21 protein-coding genes, 1 tRNA gene and 1 rRNA gene are annotated in these 22,582 nt (G+C 57.3%); 22 read left to right on the top strand and 1 reads right to left on the bottom strand.

All coding sequences use genetic code 11. The features are described from left to right. The first annotated feature begins 79 nt into the window (after positions 1-79). The 8 genes from spoVT to BLT01_RS12305 all read left to right on the top strand — a co-directional run bounded on the left by spoVT (position 80) and on the right by BLT01_RS12305 (position 6,341). The gene (gene spoVT, locus BLT01_RS12340) at positions 80-616 is read left to right on the top strand and encodes a stage V sporulation protein T (RefSeq protein WP_008301238.1); all 537 of its coding nucleotides are present in this window, start codon (positions 80-82) and stop codon (positions 614-616) included. 211 nt (positions 617-827) lie between these two features. Beyond that, complete coding sequence (locus BLT01_RS12335) at positions 828-2,429, top strand: putative polysaccharide biosynthesis protein (protein ID WP_092098216.1); 1,602 nt, start codon at positions 828-830, stop codon at positions 2,427-2,429. Positions 2,430-2,433: 4 nt separating this feature from the next. Next, the gene (gene yabN / locus BLT01_RS12330; RefSeq protein ID WP_092098214.1) at positions 2,434-3,894 is read left to right on the top strand and encodes a bifunctional methyltransferase/pyrophosphohydrolase YabN; all 1,461 of its coding nucleotides are present in this window, start codon (positions 2,434-2,436) and stop codon (positions 3,892-3,894) included. Continuing rightward, a complete protein-coding gene (locus tag BLT01_RS12325; protein WP_092098212.1) occupies positions 3,895-4,185 on the top strand; it encodes an RNA-binding S4 domain-containing protein in 291 nt (96 codons plus the stop codon). 133 nt (positions 4,186-4,318) lie between these two features. Then, entirely contained in the window at positions 4,319-4,624 is a 306-nt protein-coding gene (gene yabP / locus BLT01_RS12320) for a sporulation protein YabP (RefSeq protein WP_008301233.1), read from the top strand. Beyond that, positions 4,621-5,124: a spore cortex biosynthesis protein YabQ gene (gene yabQ / locus BLT01_RS12315; RefSeq protein WP_092098210.1), complete on the top strand. Its 504-nt coding sequence runs from the start codon at positions 4,621-4,623 to the stop codon at positions 5,122-5,124. Before yabP ends, yabQ begins: the two co-directional genes overlap by 4 nt. Before the next feature lie 48 nt (positions 5,125-5,172). Beyond that, positions 5,173-5,607 carry an FtsB family cell division protein gene (locus BLT01_RS12310; protein ID WP_092098208.1) on the top strand — a complete coding sequence of 145 codons (435 nt, stop codon included), beginning with the start codon at positions 5,173-5,175 and terminating at the stop codon, positions 5,605-5,607. 305 nt (positions 5,608-5,912) lie between these two features. Next, positions 5,913-6,341, top strand: coding sequence for a S1 domain-containing RNA-binding protein (locus BLT01_RS12305; protein ID WP_092098206.1), 429 nt, complete (start codon positions 5,913-5,915; stop codon positions 6,339-6,341). Between the two features lie 263 nt (positions 6,342-6,604). On the opposite strand, the gene BLT01_RS12300 is transcribed toward BLT01_RS12305, so the two are convergent. After that, a tRNA-Met gene (locus BLT01_RS12300) sits at positions 6,605-6,678 on the bottom strand. A 251-nt stretch (positions 6,679-6,929) separates the two neighbouring features. Between BLT01_RS12300 and BLT01_RS12295 the strand changes: the two genes are divergently transcribed. From BLT01_RS12295 to BLT01_RS12225, 14 genes are all read left to right on the top strand, one after another. Further along, positions 6,930-9,341, top strand: coding sequence for a SpoIIE family protein phosphatase (locus BLT01_RS12295; protein ID WP_092098204.1), 2,412 nt, complete (start codon positions 6,930-6,932; stop codon positions 9,339-9,341). Between the two features lie 24 nt (positions 9,342-9,365). After that, positions 9,366-10,817, top strand: coding sequence for a tRNA lysidine(34) synthetase TilS (gene tilS, locus BLT01_RS12290; RefSeq protein WP_176765144.1), 1,452 nt, complete (start codon positions 9,366-9,368; stop codon positions 10,815-10,817). Next, positions 10,814-11,356: a hypoxanthine phosphoribosyltransferase gene (gene hpt, locus BLT01_RS12285; protein WP_092098200.1), complete on the top strand. Its 543-nt coding sequence runs from the start codon at positions 10,814-10,816 to the stop codon at positions 11,354-11,356. The genes tilS and hpt overlap by 4 nt, the downstream gene beginning before the upstream one ends. 150 nt (positions 11,357-11,506) lie before the next feature. Beyond that, entirely contained in the window at positions 11,507-13,507 is a 2,001-nt protein-coding gene (ftsH, locus tag BLT01_RS12280) for an ATP-dependent zinc metalloprotease FtsH (RefSeq protein ID WP_092098198.1), read from the top strand. A gap of 103 nt (positions 13,508-13,610) precedes the next feature. Further along, on the top strand, positions 13,611-14,375 hold the full coding sequence (locus BLT01_RS12275) for a type III pantothenate kinase (protein WP_092098257.1): 765 nt from the start codon (positions 13,611-13,613) through the stop codon (positions 14,373-14,375). Positions 14,376-14,393: 18 nt separating this feature from the next. Beyond that, positions 14,394-15,281 carry an Hsp33 family molecular chaperone HslO gene (gene hslO, locus BLT01_RS12270; protein ID WP_092098196.1) on the top strand — a complete coding sequence of 296 codons (888 nt, stop codon included), beginning with the start codon at positions 14,394-14,396 and terminating at the stop codon, positions 15,279-15,281. Then, entirely contained in the window at positions 15,262-16,191 is a 930-nt protein-coding gene (locus BLT01_RS12265; protein WP_092098194.1) for a peptidyl-prolyl cis-trans isomerase, read from the top strand. The genes hslO and BLT01_RS12265 overlap by 20 nt, the downstream gene beginning before the upstream one ends. 264 nt (positions 16,192-16,455) lie before the next feature. Then, positions 16,456-17,379 carry a cysteine synthase A gene (gene cysK / locus BLT01_RS12255; RefSeq protein WP_092098190.1) on the top strand — a complete coding sequence of 308 codons (924 nt, stop codon included), beginning with the start codon at positions 16,456-16,458 and terminating at the stop codon, positions 17,377-17,379. Positions 17,380-17,536: 157 nt separating this feature from the next. Beyond that, positions 17,537-18,391, top strand: coding sequence for a dihydropteroate synthase (gene folP / locus BLT01_RS12250; protein WP_092098188.1), 855 nt, complete (start codon positions 17,537-17,539; stop codon positions 18,389-18,391). 2 nt (positions 18,392-18,393) lie between these two features. Continuing rightward, positions 18,394-18,762: a dihydroneopterin aldolase gene (gene folB / locus BLT01_RS12245; RefSeq protein WP_092098186.1), complete on the top strand. Its 369-nt coding sequence runs from the start codon at positions 18,394-18,396 to the stop codon at positions 18,760-18,762. Next, positions 18,759-19,274, top strand: a complete 516-nt coding sequence (folK, locus tag BLT01_RS12240; RefSeq protein WP_092098185.1) for a 2-amino-4-hydroxy-6-hydroxymethyldihydropteridine diphosphokinase — start codon at positions 18,759-18,761, stop codon at positions 19,272-19,274. Before folB ends, folK begins: the two co-directional genes overlap by 4 nt. 56 nt (positions 19,275-19,330) lie before the next feature. After that, positions 19,331-20,347 carry a tRNA dihydrouridine synthase DusB gene (gene dusB / locus BLT01_RS12235; protein ID WP_092098183.1) on the top strand — a complete coding sequence of 339 codons (1,017 nt, stop codon included), beginning with the start codon at positions 19,331-19,333 and terminating at the stop codon, positions 20,345-20,347. 155 nt (positions 20,348-20,502) lie between these two features. Beyond that, complete coding sequence (lysS, locus tag BLT01_RS12230; RefSeq protein WP_092098181.1) at positions 20,503-21,993, top strand: lysine--tRNA ligase; 1,491 nt, start codon at positions 20,503-20,505, stop codon at positions 21,991-21,993. 411 nt (positions 21,994-22,404) lie between these two features. Continuing rightward, positions 22,405-22,582: ribosomal RNA gene (locus BLT01_RS12225) — 16S ribosomal RNA — on the top strand; the annotation flags it as partial.

The raw sequence follows: 22,582 nt of genomic DNA, 5'->3' as shown, positions 1-22,582 counted from the left end.
AGATTGCATAAATTGGCTAATCGTGATGCATACTAAGCGCGCGCAGAACTATCCGAACGTCGAAAGCGAGGCATCATGAATGAGAGCAACTGGTATCGTCAGACGGATCGACGACCTTGGCCGTATTGTCATCCCGAAAGAAATCCGGCGCACGATGCGCATACGGGAAGGCGACCCGCTTGAAATCTTCACTGACCGGGACGGGGAAGTCATCCTGAAAAAGTATTCTCCGATCAGCGAGCTGGGCAGTTTTGCCCAGGAATATGCAGAGACGCTGTACGAAACATTGGGAACACCGGCACTCATCAGCGACCGTGACGAAATGATCGCGGCAGCCGGCCTCCCGAAAAAGGATTACCTGGGCAAACGGATCTCCGGTGAACTGGAAGAAATTATGCTCGGACGCTCAATCGTCACGGAGAAAAATGAAAAGTCACTGGAATGGGTGCCCGGCGTCACCGAGCAGATCAAGTCATCATGCATCTGTCCGATCGTCTCGGGCGGGGACCCGATCGGCGCAGTCTACCTGTTGTCGAAGGTCCATTTTATCGGCGATCCGGAAGTGAAGGCGGCGGAAACCGCTGCCCATTTCCTTGCAAAACAGATGGAGCCGTAATCGCCAACGAATGCCAGAACCGGGGGATGCCCCGAATAGAGTGGCCAAAGGGCCGCCGCACTTACCGGAAACAACCGGTGGAGCGGCGGCCCTTTTTCGGGTGCTTACAGGAACGGTCAGGAATAACCTCTGCATGTTCCGGGGGCAATCAAGCACTCACTCCCTACCGTGCTATAATGGGGATATTCTTGCAAAGAAGGAAGCCTGAAGCATGCAGCAGCAGTGGAACATGAAGACCTTCATGAAAGGCGCGGCACTCCTGGCCGCGGCCGGCATCATCGTCAAGCTCCTGAGCGCCGTTTACCGGATTCCGTTTCAGAACCTGGTCGGCGACAAAGGATTTTATATTTACCAGCAGGTGTACCCGTTTATCGGCATCATCACAGTGTGGACGTCAGGGGGATTCGCGGTCGCCGTCTCCAAAGTGATGGCAGACCGGGACCGCGGAGAAAGCGGCGCCGTCATGAGAATCGCGCTGGCTTGTCTTGCAGCAGTGTCCGGCGCAAGCTTTATCGCGCTGTTTTTTGGCGCTGACATCATTACCGGGTGGATGGGCGACCGGCAGCTGGCCCCGCTTTTGCGTGTCGGTTCGCTCGTCATTTTGTTCATGCCGCTGCTCGCCCTCCTGAAGGGTGTCTACCAGTCGGAAGGCCGCATGGCGCCGGTCGCCGGCGCCCAGGTGGCCGAGCAGGCGGTCCGGGTAACGATCATCCTGGCGGGAACTCTGATCGTCGTGTCGGCCGGCGCCTCGCTGTATATGGCGGGGCAGATGGCGATGTGGGGGGCAGTCGCAGGCGAGGCGGCGGGCGTGCTTCTCTTGTTTGCCCTGTTCAGGAAGTGGACAGGCCGCCCGGGCTTCCGGGACCGATCCGCATCGGTCAGAGCCTGGCCCATCGTTAAGGAACTGATGGCGATCAGCATGGCCGCAAGCCTGAGCTCGCTGATTTTGCTTTTTTTCCAAATGGTCGATTCGTTCACGGTGTTCAGCCTGATGGCGGAAACGATGGAGCGGGAGAGGGCGATGGAATGGAAAGGCGTCTATGACCGCGGCCAGCCGCTGGTCCAGATGGGCATTTTGCTCGCTTCGACACTGTCGCTTTCGATTGTCCCGCTGGTCGCGGCCCAAACGGCCAAAAAAAGCGGCCGGACGGCGGAACCGTTTATCCGTCTCGCCTGGAGGCTTGCGTTCCTGTTCGGCTGGGCGGCGGCGCTCGGACTGGTCCTCGTCCTTCCGTATGTCAATGAAATGCTCTTCGAGACACGGAGCGGGTCTGCAACCATCATGGTGTTCTGCATCCAGATATTTGAGCTGTCGCTGATCCTTCCGCTCATGGCGGTGCTGCAGGGGCTGGGCCGGGTGAAGGTGCCCGCGCTCCTGCTTTTGGCGGGCCTCATCGTCAAGACGGCGGCCAACTGGTTACTCGTGCCGCAGTGGGGCATTCTCGGCGCATCCGTGGCGGGGGTTGCCGGGTTTGCCGCAGCCGCGGCGGGAATTCTGTTTTACTTCAAGAAAGTTTGGCCGGTGCGTCTGGCGGACGGGCGGTTTTACCGGATGATTGCGGCGGCGTCCCTCATGATGGCGGCCGCAATTGTCCCGTGGTTGCTCCTGGCCGATATCTGGCTGTTTGACGCGTTCCCTGCAAGGATCGGCGCGACACTCACCGCACTTACAGGCGTTGCGATCGGTGCGGCAGTGTTTCTCACAGTTATCGCAAGGGCGCGTGTGCTGTCCGAGCGGGAATGGTACCTGATCCCGTTTGGGCGCAGGCTTGCCGCCCTGCAGCTGATATTGAACAAATCCGAGAGGAAGTGATCCCATGAATGAAATTACCGTGATCGGCCTCGGGGCGTCCGGCCTCGACGGGCTGCCGCTCGGCGTCTACCGGAAACTGAAAAACGCGGGGCTTGTCCATGTCCGGACCGCTGACCATCCCGTTATTGCAGAGCTGGAGACGGAAGGCATCCAATTCCGCACATTTGATGACGTCTACCGGAAGCATGACACCTTCCCGCCTGTGTACCGCGAAATTGCGGATACGCTCCTGGAGATGGCCGAAAAAGCACCGGTCCTGTACGCCGTGCCCGGCCATCCGCTTGTTGCTGAACAGACCGTCCAGCATCTGGTCCGGGCGGAGCGGGAAGGGAAGGCCCATCTCCATATCGAAGGCGGCCAGAGCTTCCTTGACCCGGTGTTCAGCGCGCTCCGGATCGACCCGATCGACGGTTTCCAGCTGCTCGACGGCACGGAGATGCACCGTGATGATGTAAAGATGAACCAGCACGTCCTGATCGCGCAGGTGTATGACTCGTTCAGCGCATCGGAAGTGAAACTTACGCTAATGGAAAAGTATCCGGACGACCATCCGGTGACCATCGTCACGTCCGCCGGTTCGTCCGATGAAAAGCTCGTCACCGTCCCGCTTTACGAGCTGGATCGGACGGCGGAGACAAGCAATCTCATGACGGTCTACGTTCCGCCTGCCATCCTGCTGGAAGGACGGCTGAAGGAATGGGACACCTTCCGTGATATCATCCGCATCCTGAGAAGCCCGGACGGCTGCCCGTGGGACCGCGAACAGACGCATGAATCGCTGAGGAAATACATGATCGAGGAAGCGCATGAACTCATCCGGGCGATTGATGATGAAGACGATGACGCCATCATCAATGAGCTGGGTGATGTTCTTCTCCAAGTGTTCCTCCATGCTCAGATCGGTGAGGACGATGGCTATTTCCAAATGGAGGATGTGCTGGAGACGGTCGCGGAAAAAATGATCCGCCGCCATCCGCATGTGTTCGGCGACGCCGATGCCGCGGATTCCGATGCCGTCATGACCAACTGGCAGGCGATCAAGGAACAGGAAAAGGGCGAAACGGCCGGCTCGGTTCTGGACGGACAGGAACGCTACACTTCCTCACTCCTCACGTCGTACAACTACCAGAAGGAAGCCGCCAGACATGGATTCAGCTGGCCGGACTCGGAAGGCGCCTGGGAGAAGTTCGAAGAGGAATGGCAGGAATTCCGCCATGCAGCGGAGAATGGGGGAGAAGGCGAACGGACCGACGAGTTTGGCGACGTGCTCTTTACGCTCGTCAACCTCGCTCGTTATTATAAGGTCTCACCGGAAGAAGCGATGGCCGGCGCCAACCGCAAGTTCAGAAGACGCTTTTCCCACATCGAGGAACGGGTCCGGGAAGGCCGGGGCCGTTTTGAAGACTATTCGCTCGATGAACTCGACACGTTCTGGGATGAAGCGAAACGATTGGAGAGGATGTAAGTGAGACTCGATAAATTTCTGAAGGTGTCCCGCCTCATCAAGCGGCGCACGCTTGCAAAAGAAGTGGCGGACCAGGGCCGGATCACGATAAACGGCAAAAAGGCCAAGGCATCAAGTGTGGTCAAAGAGGGCGACGAGCTCGCCATCCGATTTGGCCAGAAACTGGTCACCGCCCGCGTGGACATGCTGAAGGACTCCGTCAAAAAAGATGAAGCCGGCAACATGTTCACGATCCTGAAAGAAGAAAAACTCGACAAAGTCGAACCCGAATTCATCGACGACGAAGACTGACAGAAAGCGGCCCGGAGCGCATCAAGCGTACCGGGCCGCTTTTCTCTTGCCGTTCTCCCGGGTCATGTTTCCGCGCTTGCGCTCATACAATGCGTTGAACGGACAAGGACAAGCGAAAAGGGGGAACGAACAGATGCAGATCGAACAGACGGACAATCCGGGCACCGCCTACCAGATTCCTTCGGGTGACCACCACGTGTCGCTGCGCAACCGCAAGAGGATGGACCTGACATCGGTAAAGGCGATCGACCGATTTGACCAGGAAGAGTTTATCGTGCGCACCTCGCAGGGGCAGCTGCAGATCCGGGGAGACGGGCTCCGCATTGTCCACCTGGATGTGGACAAGGGACTCCTCACTCTCGAGGGCACCGTCAAAGTGCTCCAATACGAAGATGAAGACGGCCATTCGCGGAACATCCTCACCAAGTTATTCGGATGATCGTTTCCCATCAGCTGCTCAGCCTGCTGGCCATGGTCGGGACAGGCATCCTCACCGCAGCCGCCATCGACATCATCCGGACGGCGGGCGGCGGCACCCGGGCCGGCACCGCCATCGAGCTGATGGCGTGGCCGCTTTTGGGGTTGTTCGCGTTTTCTGTCCTGTTCGCCGTGCGCTCCGGCGAATGGAGGCTTTATGACCTGCTTGCCCAGCTGGTCGGCGTGCTGCTCTACGAATCGGCCCTTCACCGGCCGTTCCGGTTTGCCGGGAGGCTCATCGCCGCGCTGGTCATCCGGCCGATCCTGTTCCTTCTCGGCCTTCTCTGTAAAATCGCCGCCTTCATCGTCGGCATTCCGGTCCGCCTGATTCTGTTCCTTGCCCGGCTGCTGCTGATCCCGTTCCGCAAGCCGATGCGGGCGATTCGCAGAAAAGCGGGGAATCTGTCAAGAAAAGTTCGCCGCAAGTTACCCGCCAGCCCCTTAAAAAAGCGGTCCGCATGAGGTATAATGGGTAAATCATGCGCTCCGACGCAGGCAGGGGGACTGAGGATGGAACAGAAAAACAGGCAGGCAAACAGTCGCGGGCCCGTCACACCGATCCAGACCGAGTATGTCCGGGCCCGGGAACGCAAGGAACAAATCAAGAAAGCGCGGAAAATCCGGCTCTACCGGAGACTCGCCGTCTTTGCCGTCATCGCGGCGCTGGTGTTCGGATGGATGACCTGGTCGCTCATCGAGAAAAACCAGGCCATTGCCGCCAAGCAGGAAGAGAAAAAAGCTGCCCTCGCAGAACTGGAGAAACTCCAGGAAGAAGGCGCGGCCCTGGAACTCGAACTTGAAAAACTCGACGATCCGGAATACATCGCCAAACTCGCCAGGAAGGAATACCTTCTGTCGGAGGAAGGCGAAATCATCTTTACCCTCCCGGATGAGGAGGAAGAAGAAAAAGACAAAAAGAAAAAAGATGGAGACTCAGAGGAGTAAACCATCATTTTGAACAATAGCTCCGTTGTAGGCAGGTGCTCATCAGCAGCCGGTTCTGCAACAGAAGGATATTAGGGAGCAGCAGCGGCCCGGGATGACCGGAGCAGCCGCTGCTGTTTTTGATTGGGAGCAGATGGGCGGGAACCTCTGAAACTCCGCGCGGCACAAGAAATGCTGCCGATACATTGACACTCTTTGATTGTTGGTTATAATTAGGTCAAGGGACTTGGTCTGTCAAGACCCGGAATATGTATGCATGGCTGTACGAACAGCCCGCTTAATCTTTAAGGAGGAGCATTTTTTTTATGTCAATTGAAGTCGGCAGCAAGGTACAGGGAAAAGTAACAGGAATCACCAACTTCGGGGCATTCGTTGAGCTGCCTAACGGGAAGACGGGCCTGGTCCACATCAGTGAGGTTGCAGACCACTACGTCAAGGACATCAATGATTTGCTCAAGGTCGGCGATACCGTAGAAGTTAAAGTGATGAATGTCGGCAATGACGGCAAAATCGGCCTGTCGATCCGGAAAGCGAAGCCGGAATCCGAACGTCCTCAACGCCCGGAGCGTCCATACCGTCCGCGTGGCGGCAACCGGGGCGGCGACAACCGCGGAGGCAAAGAAAACTTCGAGCAGAAGATGGCACGGTTCCTGAAGGACAGTGAAGACCGTCTGTCCACCCTCAAGCGCGCGACGGAATCCAAGCGTGGCGGCCGGGGTGCGAGAAGAGGCTGACTTGCTGACTGCTTCGATCGAAAAAAATCTCTGATATAGATGCCCGGGAACAGCCCGGGAACGCTTCGGCGGTCTGACGGAATCCATCCGGCAGGCCGCTTTTTGCTTTCATGATGCGGCTTGTTCCAAGTGATGCCGGCATGCCGGGTCGTGGCAATGACAAAATCGGATTCCGCCACTATCCGTCAATGTTCTGTATGGATCAGGAGGATCGGAACACAAAAAAACCGGCCCTTCCCGATCGGGAAGGGCCGGTTTCCATATAGCGGCGGAGGGGATCGAACCCCCGACCTTACGGGTATGAACCGTACGCTCTAGCCAGCTGAGCTACACCGCCGTGTTTGCGACACTACCATATCATACAGAGCGGAGAAGCCGGTGTCAATCCTTTTTTGTGCATAGGCATCAAATCATCCCGCCGCGCGATTCGCCGTTTTCCCGCCGTTATCCGTAAATCAGCAAGATTCAGAAAATCAGGCCGATTCCGTCGAAAGATTCTCCGGCCCGGTTGCCAGGAACAGACAAACTTCCATGAATCACCCCGGTATACTCAGGACACTTGATTCAAAGATGAGGGGGAATCGAATCATGAGACTATTGGGGAATGAGGCATGGCAAAATGCAGGCATGCCGTTTAGGAGATGGGCGGAAGCTATGGCCAGGCGAAAGGTGAAGATCGGGTTCTCGCTGTTTTTCCTCGCAGCTTCTTTCTTTCTTTCCAGAGCGGTGCTGTTCGAGGCGGCGGTGCCGTTCCTGCTGCCGGTTTGGGCGCTGGCGGCGATCCGATACCGGAACTACTTGCCGCTCGTCATCATCGGCGGGGGGCTCGGCAGTCTGATGCTCGGCCCGGGGCAAGCGGCGATCCATATCCTGCAGATCCTGCTCTTCCATTCGATCATCCGTTTCCGGGTTTTCAGGAAGTCGGTGCCGGTAACGCTCGGGCTGGTTGTATTGGCCGTCCAGTCCGTCTGGCAGATGGCATCGTATGGCGGCCATGTCGCAGGCGATGTATGGTTCCTCGTCACCTGCGAAGCATTGCTGACGGCATTTATGGCGGTGTTCCTGTTTGCGGTGTTCACGCCGGCCCACCGTTTCCTTCATGAACGCTGGACGGCGGAGCGGACGGGGGCAGCGTTTCTCGTCGGTGCGCTCATGATCACGGGAATGGGCGGGATGATTTACGGACAATTCTCGCTTCCGGCCGTTCTCATCCATCTTGCTGTGCTGTTTTCGGTGTCGGTCGGGGGGCTGGCAGCAGGAACGGCCGCGGCGACTGTGATCGGGACAATTGTCAGCGTCTCCGATCTCGAGTTCAGCGGTATGATTGCGCTGTACGCGCTGACCGGCTTTTGTGCGGGAATTGCGGCAAAGGCCGGCAAGCTCGGCATTGCGGCCGCCGCTCCGCTCGCATCGGTGTTTTTCTATATGTATGACGAAACCTTGCCGCTTGATGACGTCCACTTTATGTCGATGGCGCTCGCTACGCTCCTGTTTCTCTGCATTCCGTCCCGCACCCTTGCATTTTTGCGAAGCCGTGTGAATCCTGACCGCACCGTGCAGTCGGAGCGCCGGAGAGTCTGGCTTGAGGAGAAGATGGACAGCCAGCTGCATGACTTCCATCAGTTCGCGCACTTCATGTCGCAGCTCGTCAGCGACCACAACGGCAGCCGGGAAGACGAAGGGCAGCGCCGCCCGCCGTCGATCTGCCAGTCTTGCTTCCGTTACGAGAAGTGCTGGACGGATCCCGAGGATGGCATCGCGCCGCTGCTTGATGATTGGATGAAAGCCCAGGCCTCGCCAAAACGCGGCCCGAGAATCCGGGTGGAGGAGCGAATCGGGTACAAGTGTGTAAGGTCCACAGGCCTCATGCAGGAGCTCGAGGAGGATTACTCACAGGCCGTCCTGAACAATCAGCTTCACCACGGCCGGAAGATGCTTGCTCTGCAGCTGCGCGACATGAGCCGTCACCTGAACGACATGATGATGAATATGAAGGAAGAGATCAAGACGTTCCGCCCCGAAGAAGAAGAATTGTCCGCCCGCCTGCACCGGATGGAAATCCCGCATTTTCAGGTGGATATTTTGTCCGAGGAGCGCGGAGCCCGCAAAATTGTCTGCTCGCTTCCTGATCGCAAAAGCGAGTGGGAAACCGAGCGCATGGTTGCGGAGCGGCTCATCATGCCGGTGCTGAACGAGATGTACGGTGAGCCGTTCGAGGTGGAGAAGTCGGTGTTCCTGGAAGATCCGTTCCCGCATCTGCAGGTGACGTTCGTCTCTGCCGTCCGCTTCACGATGGACTATTCAGTCGTGTCTTCTTCAAAAGATGGCACATTCCATGCCGGCGACTCCCACGAAGTGTTCCATCTGCATGACGGCCTTGCGGCTGTGATCCTGTCGGACGGCATGGGCTCCGATGCGCAGGCCTACCGGGAAAGCCGGAAAGTGATCCGGCTCATGAGGGAATGCCTGAACCGCCGCATGGACCCGGAAACCGCCATGCATACCCTTCATTACGTCATGTCGCTAAAAGGCGGGGATGACATGTACGCGACGGTCGATCTGGCGCTGATCGATCTGCAGGACGGGCGGCTTTGGTCCTATAAGGCCGGATCGATGTCGACCTATATCAGCCGGGGCGGGAAACTGTTCAAGCTGGAGAGCGCCGCGGTGCCGTTCGGCTTCCTGCCGTCCTTCTCGGTGGATGCGAAGCGCCATGGCCTGAAGGCGGGTGACGTCATCGTCATGATGACGGACGGCATGTTCTCGCCGTCCGTCGCCCCGGAACAGCAGGAGACCATGCTGGGAGCGGTGCTGTCGCGCTGTGAAAACCTCGGGACAGATGGAATGGCGGACTATATCATGCAGGAAATGGGCCGTAAATTCCGCCTGCCGTCGGACGACAGGACGGTGATTGTCATCAAGATCGAGCATACGGTCCAGAAATGGTCAATATTCACGCCGTATTCGACGGTTACCGGAAAGGAAACGGTGGTAAGATGAAAGGAAACGGGAGGAGGGATGCAGATGACGGAAAAACTGGAAAGGCAAGCTGCGGAACTGATCCGGGAAAATGGATGGATCCCGGAAAACTCCCGCGTGCTTGTCGCCTGCTCCGGCGGCCCTGATTCCGTCGCTCTCCTCCATGTGATGAAACGGATCGGGGAAACCACCGGCTTCACCGTCGGAGCCGCCCACGTTGATCATATGCTCCGCGGAGAAGAATCGGCGGAAGATGCACGCTTTGTCCGCGCCATGTGCGCCGGGCTTGGCGTGCCTTTCCATGGGACGGCGATACCGGTCGGTGACATTGTCCGGCGTGAAGGGGGCAATGTCCAGGATGTTTGCCGTGTGGAGCGGTATCGTTACTTCGGTGAGATCATGATACGGGAGGGGTACCATGTGCTCGCGACGGCCCATCATGCCGACGATGTGATGGAGACTGTGCTGATGCGGCTCTCCCGCGGCACTGCTGACGCCGCGCCCGGCATTCCGGCGTCCCGGAAATTCGGAAAAGGACTGCTCGTCCGGCCGTTTCTTTTAAGTGAAAGAAGGGAAGTCATGGAGTACCTGGAGGCACATGGCCTCCCGTCCAGGCTGGATCCGAGCAATCTGAAGCCGGATTACACACGGAACCGGTTCCGTCACCGCATCGTTCCGCTGATCCGGGAGGAAAACCCCGGAGCAGCACGCCGTATCGCCGAATGGGACCTGGCCAGGAGGGAGGACGAGGCCTACCTCGCCGGGAGGGCGCTGGAAATTTGGGAGAAGATTTCCGAGCCTCTCCCGGATGGCGGATTGGCCGTGGAGACGGAGGCCTTTTCCCGCGTGCCCTCCGCTTTACAAAGGCGCCTGATTCCCATACTATTAGACTATCTATACCTTTCGGATCGGCATCCTTCCGGCGCCCGGCTGGAATCCCTGATTCTCAGTCAACTGACGCGAACGGAAGGGAGCGGTTCGGTCGATCTCCCGGACGGTTGCCGGCTGGAGCGGGAATACGGCAGGGCCATATTCCGTAAAACCGGACCGGATGAGTCCGGGAGTGCCGGGGAAACCCGGCTGCCGGCCGGCCGCTGGGTGACGGCGGGAGAAGGCGTCCGGCTGTTCTGGTCCGACCGGAAAATGGTCCCGGAGCCGGAATCCGCACCCGGCCGGGAGGTGCTGTATTTCGGAGAGGAGGCGGCCATGCCGCCGCTCTCCGTGCGCACGCCGCAAGCGGGTGACCGGATCCTTCTTCCGAACATGGCCGAACCAAAGAAAGTGTCACGGATTTTCATCGACGGCAAAATCCCGCGAAGCCGGAGGGCATCGTGGCCGGTCGTCACCGCGGCGGACGGGCGCATTGTCGCGGTCCCGGGCGTCCGGTACGGCAGAGGATTCACACGGGACGGCCGCGCAGGCGGCCCGTACATATTCATCGTGGAGCAAGCGCCGGAAGCAAAGCGCGGGGGCCACGCACAGGAGGAAACCACATGATTGGAAACGATATTGAACAAGTTCTCATCTCGGAGGAGGAGCTCCAGGAAAAGATTTCAGAGCTGGGATCGGCGCTCACAAAAGAGTACGAAGGAAAGTTCCCGCTCGCGATCGGTGTGCTGAAGGGCGCTCTCCCGTTCATGAGCGACCTGATCAAGCGCTTTGACGGCTATATCGAAATCGACTTCATGGATGTGTCAAGCTACGGCAATGCGACCGTATCCTCCGGTGAAGTAAAAATCGTCAAGGACCTGAACACGAGCGTCGAGGGTCGGGACGTCCTGATCATCGAAGACATCATCGACAGCGGGAAGACACTCAGTTACCTGGTTGACCTCCTCAAATACCGGAAGGCGAACTCCATCAAGATCGTCACACTGCTTGACAAGCCGACCGGCCGCAAGGTGGACCTGAAGGCGGATGTGGTCGGATTTGAAGTTCCTGATGCATTCGTCGTCGGCTACGGCCTGGACTATGCGGAGAAATACCGCAACCTTCCGTATATCGGGGTCCTGAAAAAAGAAATTTACTCGTTCTGATGCAATTGGCCGCTAAGTAAAAGGGAAATCGACAAAAAGGGTTTTGGATCTGTTTCGGGCCATTTCCAGCCAAAGCCTTTTGTTTTGGCGGCGGCCAGGTCCTATGATAAGATTTACTATAGTTTTCTTTTATTGGTGAGGAGGCTCGGGATGAACCGAATATTAAGGTATACCATCTTGTACGGCCTGATTTTCCTCGTAATCATGGGGATCTTTGGTTCGTTCAATAACCCGAATACACAAACGAAAAACCTGACGTATAACGAGTTCCTGACGGCTCTGTCCGATGGGGACATCAAAGAGGCCACCATCCAGCCGAACCAGCTGGTGTATGAGGTCCGGGGGACGATGAATGATGCCAAGGAAGGCGAAACCTTCATCGTCAACATTCCGCCGGACAACGAGCAGCTCATGAATGAGATCGACCGCGTGGCGGACCAGCAGCCCGGCACCGAGATCACCTTCCTGGCTGCGCCTCAATCAAGCGGATGGGTCCAGTTCCTGACAGGGCTCATTCCGTTTATCATCATCATCATCCTTTTCTTCTTCCTCCTGAATCAGGCACAGGGCGGCGGCAACCGGGTCATGAACTTCGGCAAAAGCAAAGCCAAACTGTATAGCGAAGAAAAGAAAAAAGTCACGTTCAATGACGTGGCCGGCGCCGATGAGGAAAAAGCCGAACTGATCGAGGTCGTCGACTTCCTGAAAGACCCTTCCAAGTTCGACAACATCGGCGCGCGCATTCCTAAAGGGATTCTTCTTGTCGGGCCTCCGGGTACCGGTAAGACACTCCTTGCCCGTGCGGTTGCCGGGGAAGCCGGCGTGCCGTTCTTCTCGATTTCCGGTTCGGACTTCGTTGAAATGTTCGTCGGTGTCGGGGCATCCCGTGTGCGTGACCTGTTCGAAAACGCGAAGAAAAATGCGCCGTGCATCATCTTCATTGATGAGATTGATGCGGTCGGACGCCAGCGCGGAGCCGGTCTCGGCGGCGGACATGATGAGCGCGAGCAGACGCTGAACCAGCTTCTCGTCGAAATGGACGGCTTCGGTGAAAATGAGGGCATCATCATCATCGCTGCGACGAACCGTCCGGACATTCTCGACCCTGCACTTCTCCGCCCGGGACGTTTCGACCGCCAGATCACGGTCGGCCGCCCGGATGTGAAGGGACGCGAAGCGGTCCTGAAAGTCCATGCGCGCAACAAGCCGCTTGCGGACTCCGTCGACCTGAAGGCGATTGCGGCCCGTACTCCGGGCTTCTCCGGGGCGGATCTGGAAAACCTCCTTAACGAGGCGGCCCTGGTCGCGGCTCGCCGCAACAAGAAAAAGATCGATATGACCGACATCGACGAGGCGACGGACCGCGTCATCGCGGGACCGGCCAAAAAGAGCCGTGTCATCTCCGAAAAGGAACGCCGCATCGTGGCGTTCCACGAAGCCGGCCACGTGGTGATCGGCCTGACGCTCGACGAAGCGGAAATGGTCCACAAAGTCACCATCGTTCCTCGCGGCCAGGCAGGCGGATATGCGGTCATGCTTCCTAAGGAAGACCGCTACTTCATGACCAAGCCGGAACTCCTCGACAAGGTTTCCGGTCTTCTCGGTGGGCGTGCTGCGGAAGACATCGTCTTCGGCGAAGTTTCGACCGGCGCGCACAATGACTTCCAGCGCGCAACAGGCATTGTCCGCCAGATGGTCACCGAGTATGGCATGAGCGACAAGCTGGGCCCGATGCAGTACGGCCAGAGCCAGGGCGGCAACGTCTTCCTCGGCCGCGACATCGGTTCGGAGCAGAACTACTCCGATAAAATCGCCTACGAGATTGACCAGGAAATGATGGATATGATCAAAGAGCAATACGAACGTACGAAAAAGATCCTGACCGAGCGCCGCGGGCTGCTTGACCTCATTGCGAACACGCTTCTCCAGAAAGAAACGCTCGACGCGAGGGACATCAAGCACCTCGAAGACCACGGCAGACTCCCGGAGCCTCTTGAAGACGAACAGGAGCCGGAAGCCGAAGCTACGCCGGACTCGACCGGCGCACCTTACGATCCTTCTTCGGCTGACCTGCCGCAGGAAGACGGCTCAAACACCGAAGCACCTCAGAGCCCGATTCGCGAAGACCGGAAGGGACCTGGAATCGAATAATCCAATCAGACCGGCGTCCCCTTTCAGGGGCGCCGGCTTTTTTTGCCGGCTGGGGTTGTGATATGATGTTACGGACACTCGAATGGATAAGTGAGGAATGGCCATGATTCTGGTAATGGATACCGGGAATACTAATATTGTCCTTGGTGTATACAAAGGGGACGAACTTAAATATCAGTGGCGGATGGGCACCGACCGCCGAAAGACGGAAGACGAGTTCGGCATGCAGGTCAAGTCACTGTTCAACCATGCCGGCCTCGACATGAAGGCGATCGAAGGCATCATCATCTCGTCCGTCGTGCCGCCGATCATGTTCGCGCTTGAGCATATGTGCGAAAAGTACTTTGGGCTGACACCGCTCGTCGTCGGACCTGGAGTCAAGACCGGCCTGAACATCAAATACGAAAATCCGCGTGAAGTCGGCGCGGACCGAATCGTCAATGCGGTTGCCGGCATCCATGAGTACGGCAGCCCGCTCATCATCGTCGATTTCGGGACAGCGACAACCCTCTGCTACATCAATGAAAAAAAAGAATACATGGGCGGCGTCATCGCGCCGGGGATCGGCATCTCGACCGAAGCGCTTTTTGAACGCGCATCCAAGCTGCCGCGGGTGGAACTCGTCCGTCCGGAAAATGTCCTTGGGAAAAACACGGTCGCAGCCATGCAGGCCGGGATTGTCTATGGTTATGTCGGCCAGGTGGAGGGCCTGATCGCACGCATCAAGGAAATGGCGGGCACAGATCCGAAAGTCATCGCGACAGGCGGACTTGCACCGCTGATCGCCAGCGAGACGGACGCCATCGACATCGTCGACGGGCATCTGACACTCAAGGGCCTGAAACTGATCTATGACCGCAATCAATGAAAAAGGAGACGGATCATTATGTCTGATTACATCGTGAAAGGCCTTGCTTTTGATGGAACGATCCGCGTCTTGGGCGCGCGGACAACAGAAACCGTAGGGGAAGCACAGCGTCGCCACCAGGCCTGGCCGACTGCGAGCGCCGCGCTCGGCCGGACATTGACAGGCACTGTCATGCTCGGTTCGATGCTGAAGGGCGACGGAAAGCTGACCGTCAAGATTGAAGGGGGAGGCCCTGCGGGAGCCATCCTTGCCGATGCCGACGCGAACGGCCATGTCCGGGGATATATTTCGGATCCGTACGTCCACTTTGATCTGAACAGCCAGGGCAAACTCGATGTCCGGCGTGCTGTCGGGACGAACGGAATGTTCTCCGTCGTGAAGGATCTTGGTCTTCGCGACCACTTTACAGGGCAAGTGCCGATTGTCTCAGGGGAAATTGCCGAAGACTTCACGCAGTACCTGACCGTCTCCGAACAGGTGCCGTCCGCAGTGGCGCTTGGCGTTCTTGTCAATCCCGATAATACCGTCAAGGCAGCCGGGGGCTTCATCATCCAGGTGATGCCGGGTGCGTCCGACGAAACCATCACCCTTCTCGAAGAGAGGATCACAAAAGCGCGTCCGGTATCCCGGCAGATCGAAGACGGGCTGAATCCTGAAGAGGTTCTCCAGGAAGTCCTCGGCACAGACAATGTCCGGTTTATCGACAATATGCCGGTGTCCTTCAACTGCGACTGCTCAAAAGAGCGGTTCGGCAATGCCATTCAAGGACTCGGAGACCAGGAGATCCGCGAGATGATCGAAGAAGACCACGGAGCCGAGGCACAGTGCCACTTCTGCCTCGAAAAGTACCAGTTTTCCGAAGACGAGCTGAGAGGATTTCTGAGTGATGAGAAGGACAGGAACTGAAACCGAACAGCCCATCCGCAAACGCCGCCTGAAGACAAAACCGGTGTTGGTTGTTCTCGGAATCCTGCTCGCGGGCAATCTGCTCTGGTTCACGCTCTGGATCACGAAGGATGGCGGCAGTGTAAAGTCGGCCGGCACCGGTGAGCAGGTGGCGTCCGTCGGGAAGGAAACGATTACAAACAAAGAGTGGGTGGCGGCCATGGAAGAGCGGGTCGGCCGGGAGGCACTCCGTGAGCTCGTCAACCAGAAAGTGATGGAGGCAGCCGCGAAACAATACGACATCAAGGTTTCCGATAGTGAAATTGATCTGGAAATCGCCATGCTTCGAGCGGGCGGCGAAGGTACCGGTGAACTGACGGGTGAGCCGCTCCGCAATCAGGTGAAGTCGCAGCTGATTTTTGAGAAGGTGCTGACGAAAGATATCATCATCAAGGACAAGGCGGTCAAGGATTACTATGAGAAAAACGAATCGCTGTATGATGTGAAGCCGTCTTACAGGACGGCAGCAATCATTCTGAAGGACCAGTCGGAGGCCGAAAAGGCGCTTGGCGAACTGGATAACGGGTCGTCGTTTGAAGCGCTGGCACGCGAGCGTTCGATCGACCGTGTATCGGGCAGTCTCGGCGGGGAACTCGGCTACATCAGCGAGTCTTCGGAAAACGTCGATCCGGCCATCATCAAGGCCGTCAGCGGCATGAAGGCCGGTGAAACCGCCGGCCCGATTGCACTGGCTGACGGGGCGGTCGCGCTTGTGAAAGTGACGGATACCGCTGAAGGCCGCCTGTTCAAGTTCAAGGAGGTCAAAGACCAGATCCGCCGGGAACTCGCCATCGAGCAGCTTCCGCAATCCGTCACCCCGGAAGCATTCTGGGAGGAATTCGGCGCGGAATGGATTTATGGAAAAGAATGAGAAATGACCAAAAGCATGCCTGCGGGCGTGCTTTTTTGTTCATGCTGACGCTCCGTCCCAAGCACCGGCCCAATGGAGAAGGTTTGGGGACGAATGAAGAAGCCGCGGCACCCGGAAATCCAAGAGACTTCCATCAAAAGAATAACCGGTATGCAGGAGCTGAGGAGCAGAACGTGGAAGTGTACTGATTGACACCTCCGCGCATACATTGGTATCATGTAGGGAATAAAGCCTATTGGAATGATAGGGATTGGAGTGATCGGGATGAAAACACGTGTAGGGAATTCGATTACAGATCTCATCCACCAGACGCCGCTCGTCAAGGTGAATCGCTTGACGGGGGGAAACGATGCGGACATCTACTTGAAACTGGAGTACTTCAACCCGGGCAGCAGCGTCAAGGACCGCATTGCATTGGCGATGGTCGAGCGGGCGGAAAAAGATGGCAAGCTGCAGGAAGGCGGCACGATCATCGAGCCGACAAGCGGCAATACGGGAATCGGCCTTGCGATGGTCGCGGCGGCAAAAGGTTACAAGACTGTCATCGTCATGCCGGACACGATGAGCATGGAGCGGCGGAACCTGCTCCGCGCGTACGGTGCGGAACTCGTACTCACGCCCGGCGCAGACGGCATGAAAGGCGCTATCGCAAAAGCCGATGAACTGGCGGAACAAAATGGCTGGTTCCTCCCTCAGCAGTTCGAAAACTTCTCGAACCCTGAAATCCACCGCCTGACAACAGGACCGGAAATCGCAGACTCCCTCGACCGGGTCGACGCATTCATTTCCGGCATCGGCACCGGTGGCACGATCACCGGTGCAGGCAGCATCCTGAAAGAACGCTTCCCGGAAGTAAAGATCATTGCGGTCGAACCGGAGAAATCCCCGGTTTTGTCCGGCGGCCAATCCGGACCTCACAAAATCCAGGGAATCGGCGCCGGTTTCGTGCCGGAGGTGCTGGATACGGATATTTACGATGAAATCATCCAGGTTTCCGATGAGGACGCATACGACACCGCGCGAAAGGCCGCGCGCCAGGAAGGCATCCTCGGCGGCGTCTCGTCCGGCGCAGCCATCTTTGCGGCGCTTGAAACGGCGAAAAAGCTCGGCAAGGGCAAAACAGTCGTCGCCATCCTTCCGTCAAACGGAGAGCGTTACCTGAGCACACCGCTTTATCAGTTCGACTGATTGCCATATTGAAAACCAGTGAAGGGGGCTCCGGCCCTCTTTTTATTTTTTGCATTTTCGGGCTGTTCCCGGCCTTCCTGTGGAAAAACAGCACCGGTCCGCTGTAAGATGAAGAGAAGCGCGGCATGGGGCCGCAACGAACTGGAGGTTAGGCAGCATGGCATTCAACGGCAGCGACGGCCGCTACCAGATCGGCGGCACGTCTATCGATTTCAATAAAGAAACAGTCATTATGGGCATTCTGAACGTGACACCTGACTCCTTTTCCGACGGAGGGAGACACAACGGAGCGGATGACGCAGTCCGCCGCGCGCTCCAGATGAGGAAAGAGGGGGCGAAAATCATCGATGTCGGCGGCGAGTCGACAAGGCCCGGGCACACGGTCATCTCGGTGGACGAGGAACTGTCCCGGATCGTCCCGGTGATCGAACGGCTGAAGGATGAGGAAGGCATGTGCCTGTCGGTCGACACGTACAAGGCGGAAGTGGCCAGGGGTGCGCTTGATGCAGGCGCGCATATTGTCAATGACATCTGGGGAGCGAGACGGGAGCCGGATATCGCCAAACTTGCCGCGGAGCGGGATGTGCCGATCATTCTCATGCATAACCGGGAAGAAGCGGATTACCGTGAGTTTTGGCCGGATGCCAAAGCGGACCTCGAAGAAAGCATCAAAATCGCAAAAGACGCCGGCGTCAGCGAACGTAACATCTGGCTGGACCCGGGAATCGGCTTCGCCAAGTCGACTAAGGAAAACATCCTTATGATGCAGCATCTGGCCGACCTTGCCGCAATGGGTTATCCGGTGCTGCTCGCCACTTCGCGCAAGCGCATGATCGGCAACATCCTGGACCTTCCGGTGGATGAGCGCATGGAAGGCACGGGCGCGACGGTCTGCTACGGAATCGGCAAGGGGTGCCATATGGTCCGTGTCCATGACGTGAAAGAAATCGCCCGCATGACACGGATGATGGATGTGCTGACGGGCAAGTCGGAATATAAAGGAGCACTGTGATCATGGACTATATACACTTGCATGAGATGCAATTCTACGGCTATCACGGCGCACTGCCTGAAGAAACGATAATCGGCCAGCGCTTTACGGTTTCCCTTTCCCTTGCCGTCAGGCTGGAGCAAGCCGGGCTCACCGACGACCTGGACAAAACCGTAAACTATGCGGAAGCGTACGAAGTCGTGAAAGAGATTGTGGAAGGGGAGCCGGTAAAGCTGATCGAGGCGGTCGCGGAGCGGATTGCATCGGCCATCCTGACAGGCTTCGGCGATAAGGTCGAAGGGTGCCGTGTGCGTGTCATCAAGCCCGACCCTCCGATCCCCGGTCATTACCGGGCGGTTGAAGTGGACATCACGAGAGGACAGTTTTCATGAATATCGCTTATCTGTCCGCCGGTTCCAACATGGGGAACCGTGAGGCTTACCTGCGCGAAGCGGCCATCCGGCTAAACAGCCTGCCCGGAACGGAACTGGACCGCCTTTCTTCCATCTATGAAACCGATCCGGTCGGCTACGAGGACCAGGCTGCGTTCCTCAATATGGTGTTCCGGCTCAGGACCACGCTGGGGGCGGAGGCGCTTCTGGATGTATGCCTCGGGATCGAGGCGGAGATCGGCCGTGTGAGGACGGTGCGCTGGGGGCCGCGGGTGTGCGACCTTGATATCCTGCTGTTCAATGATGACACAGTGAAAACGGAGAAATTGACCGTCCCGCATCCGCGCATGCACGAGCGGGCATTTGTTCTCGTGCCGCTCCTCGAAGTGGACCCGGGTCTTTCGGAGTCGCTTAAAAAACGCTTCCCGGGCTTTCCCGGGGTCGACCTCAAGGACGGGATCCGGGTTTATAAATCGGTTAAAGGACCGGCCGCTTTCCTGGAAGGCAAGTGATGGGTCTTCCTATACAGTAGTTTGCCCTGAATAGGGGCTAGGCAGGAGGAAAAGAAATGAACAAAACAAGCAAGCCGTTCCGGATCGGGGACATCGGGATGGACAACCGCGTCGTCCTCGCTCCGATGGCGGGCGTCTGCAACTCCGCGTTCCGGTTAACCGTCAAAGAGTTCGGGGCGGGCCTTGTCTATGCCGAGATGATCAGCGACAAGGGCATCAACCAGCGGAACGATAAGACGTTGGAGATGCTGTACATCGATGAACGCGAATATCCGCTTTCGCTGCAGATTTTCGGAGGCGATAAGGAAAATCTCGTCGAGGCGGCCAAGTATGTCGACAAGTATTCGAATGCGGACATCATCGATATCAATATGGGATGCCCGGTCAATAAGATCATCCGGTGCGAGGCGGGGGCCAAGTGGCTCCTCGATCCGGATAAGATCCACGAAATGGTCTCTGCCGTCGTGGGGGCCGTTGATAAGCCCGTCAGCGTCAAGATGCGGATCGGCTGGGATGAGGACCATCTATACGGTGTCGAAAATGCCAAGGCAGTCGAAGCGGCCGGTGGAGCGGCGATAGCCGTCCACGGTCGCACGCGCGTGCAGATGTACGAAGGCAGGGCGAATTGGGACTGGATCCGCAAAATGAAGGAAGCTGTGAACATTCCGGTGATCGGAAACGGGGACGTCGAGACGCCGCAGGATGCCGGGCGCATGCTGGATGAGACCGGCGCGGATGGTGTCATGATCGGCCGCGCCGCCCTCGGGGATCCGTGGATGATCTACCGCACGGTCAAGTACCTCGAAACCGGAGAGCGGGTCGGAATGCCTTCCGTGAAGGAAAAGGTCGACGTCTGCCTGCTGCATTTCGACCGTCTCGTGAAGCTGAAGGGCGAATACGTCGCTGTACGCGAGATGCGCAAACACGCGGCATGGTACCTGAAGGGAATCCGGATCGGCCCGGGAATCCGCAAGGGGATCAACCAGGCGGAAACCGGGGATGAACTCAAGACCCTTCTTCTCGGTTTCGCGAAACAAATGGAGAACGAACCGGCTGCCGCAAGCGCCGTCTGATAAAATGGGGCTGCCACTTTTGTGGCGGCTTTTCTATTGAGGAAATGCAGGGAGACTCCATTCGGATTAAATATATGTGAAGAAACCGCATGGATTGTGTACAATGAACGCATGACTGTAAACCTGTGTACGGATTGACAAAGGAGAGGAAAGACATGTCGCACCTGGACGAATTAAATGATCAGCTTGTGGTCAGACGCGAGAAAATGACGGAGATAAGGGAAAAGGGGCTGGATCCATTCGGTTCCCGTTTTGAACGGACACACCTGACTTCCGGCATCAAAGAAGAATTCGGTGAAAAGACGAAGGAAGACCTCGAGGCGGACTCGCATGAAGTGACGATCGCCGGCCGGATCATGACGAAACGCGGCAAGGGCAAGGCCGGTTTCGCACATGTCCAGGACGTGGATGGACAGATCCAGATTTATGTCCGGAAAGACGACATCGGTGAAGAGGCCTATGAACTGTTCACCGGAGCAGACCTCGGCGATATTGTCGGCGTGACCGGGACGGTGTTCCGCACGAAGGTCGGCGAACTGTCGGTGCGCGCAAATCGTTTCACCTTCCTGACTAAATCGCTCCGGCCGCTGCCGGACAAGTTTCACGGACTGAAGGATGTGGAACAGCGTTACCGCCAGCGCTATCTGGACCTGATCACTTCGGAGGAAAGCAAGGAAACCTTCATTACGCGGAGCAAGATCATCCGCTCCATCCGCCACTACCTGGACGGCCAGGGCTATCTGGAAGTCGAAACCCCGATGCTGCACAGCATCGCGGGCGGCGCGGCGGCACGCCCGTTCATCACGCATCACAATGCGCTCGACATGGAACTCTATATGAGAATCGCAATTGAGCTGCACCTGAAGCGTCTGATTGTCGGCGGCTTGGAGAAAGTGTATGAAATCGGGCGAGTCTTCCGTAACGAAGGCGTCTCTACCCGCCACAATCCGGAATTCACGATGCTTGAGCTGTATGAGGCGTATGCCGACTACCGGGACATCATGGAACTGACAGAGAACATTATCTCCAATGCGGCGCAGGAAGTGCTCGGCACGACGAAAGTCACTTACGCCGGCGAAGAGATCGACCTGTCACCGGGCTGGAAGCGGGTCCACATGGCGGACATCGTCAAGGAATACACGGGTGTCGACTTCTGGAAACAGATGACGCAGGAAGAGGCCCAGGCGCTTGCGAAAGAGCATGGCGTCGAAGTCAAGCCGACGATGGAAGTCGGCCACATCCTGAATGAGTTCTTCGAGCAGAAGGTGGAAGAGGAGCTTGTCCAGCCGACATTTGTCTATGGGCACCCGGTCGAGATTTCCCCGCTTGCGAAAAAGAATGCGGACGACGAACGGTTCACAGACCGTTTCGAGCTGTTTATCGTGCGCCGGGAGCACGCGAATGCATTCACCGAACTAAACGACCCGATCGATCAGCGCGAACGCTTCGAGGCACAACTGGTCGAGAAGGAACAGGGCAACGACGAGGCGCATGAGATGGATGACGACTTTATTGAAGCGCTCGAGTACGGCATGCCGCCGACAGGCGGACTCGGCATCGGCATCGACAGGCTCATCATGCTGCTGACCGACTCTCCGTCAATCCGGGACGTGCTGCTGTTTCCGCAGATGCGCAACAGAGACTGAATCAAGATCGCCTGCCTTCCCTTATGGGGAGGCAGGCGTTTTTCTGTTCTCTGAAACCATTTTGATGGACTGAATTGCCCGGTGAAATGAAACATTCCGACTATGGTTTTTGGGCTTGCGCAGTTCATTTTGCGGTGGTATAGTTATCAACGTTGCGCTTCCGATTCGGACAACGCAGCGGACGGAAAGAAAAAAGTTATAAAAAGTTGTTGACTGAAGCTTCACAGCATGTTATATTAGAAAGGTCGCTGTCGAACAACAGCCACAACACAATGAACCTTGAAAACTGAACAGCAAAACGCTGATGAAATGAGTTCCCGATCCCCGACCCCGTCGGGCGAGAACGGAACAAATGATATCGGACATATCACTTGATATGCCAGCTTTAAAGTATGAGCTTACTCATACTCTCTTATGGAGAGTTTGATCCTGGCTCAGGACGAACGCTGGCGGCGTGCCTAATACATGCAAGTCGAGCGGATGACGGGGAGCTTGCTCCCCTGATTCAGCGGCGGACGGGTGAGTAACACGTGGGCAACCTGCCTGTAAGATCGGGATAACTCCGGGAAACCGGGGCTAATACCGGATG

This window comes from Bhargavaea beijingensis, assembly GCF_900101985.1.
GTDB classification, from domain to species: domain Bacteria; phylum Bacillota; class Bacilli; order Bacillales_A; family Planococcaceae; genus Bhargavaea; species Bhargavaea beijingensis.
This window is presented reverse-complemented; position numbering and strand designations above follow the sequence as displayed.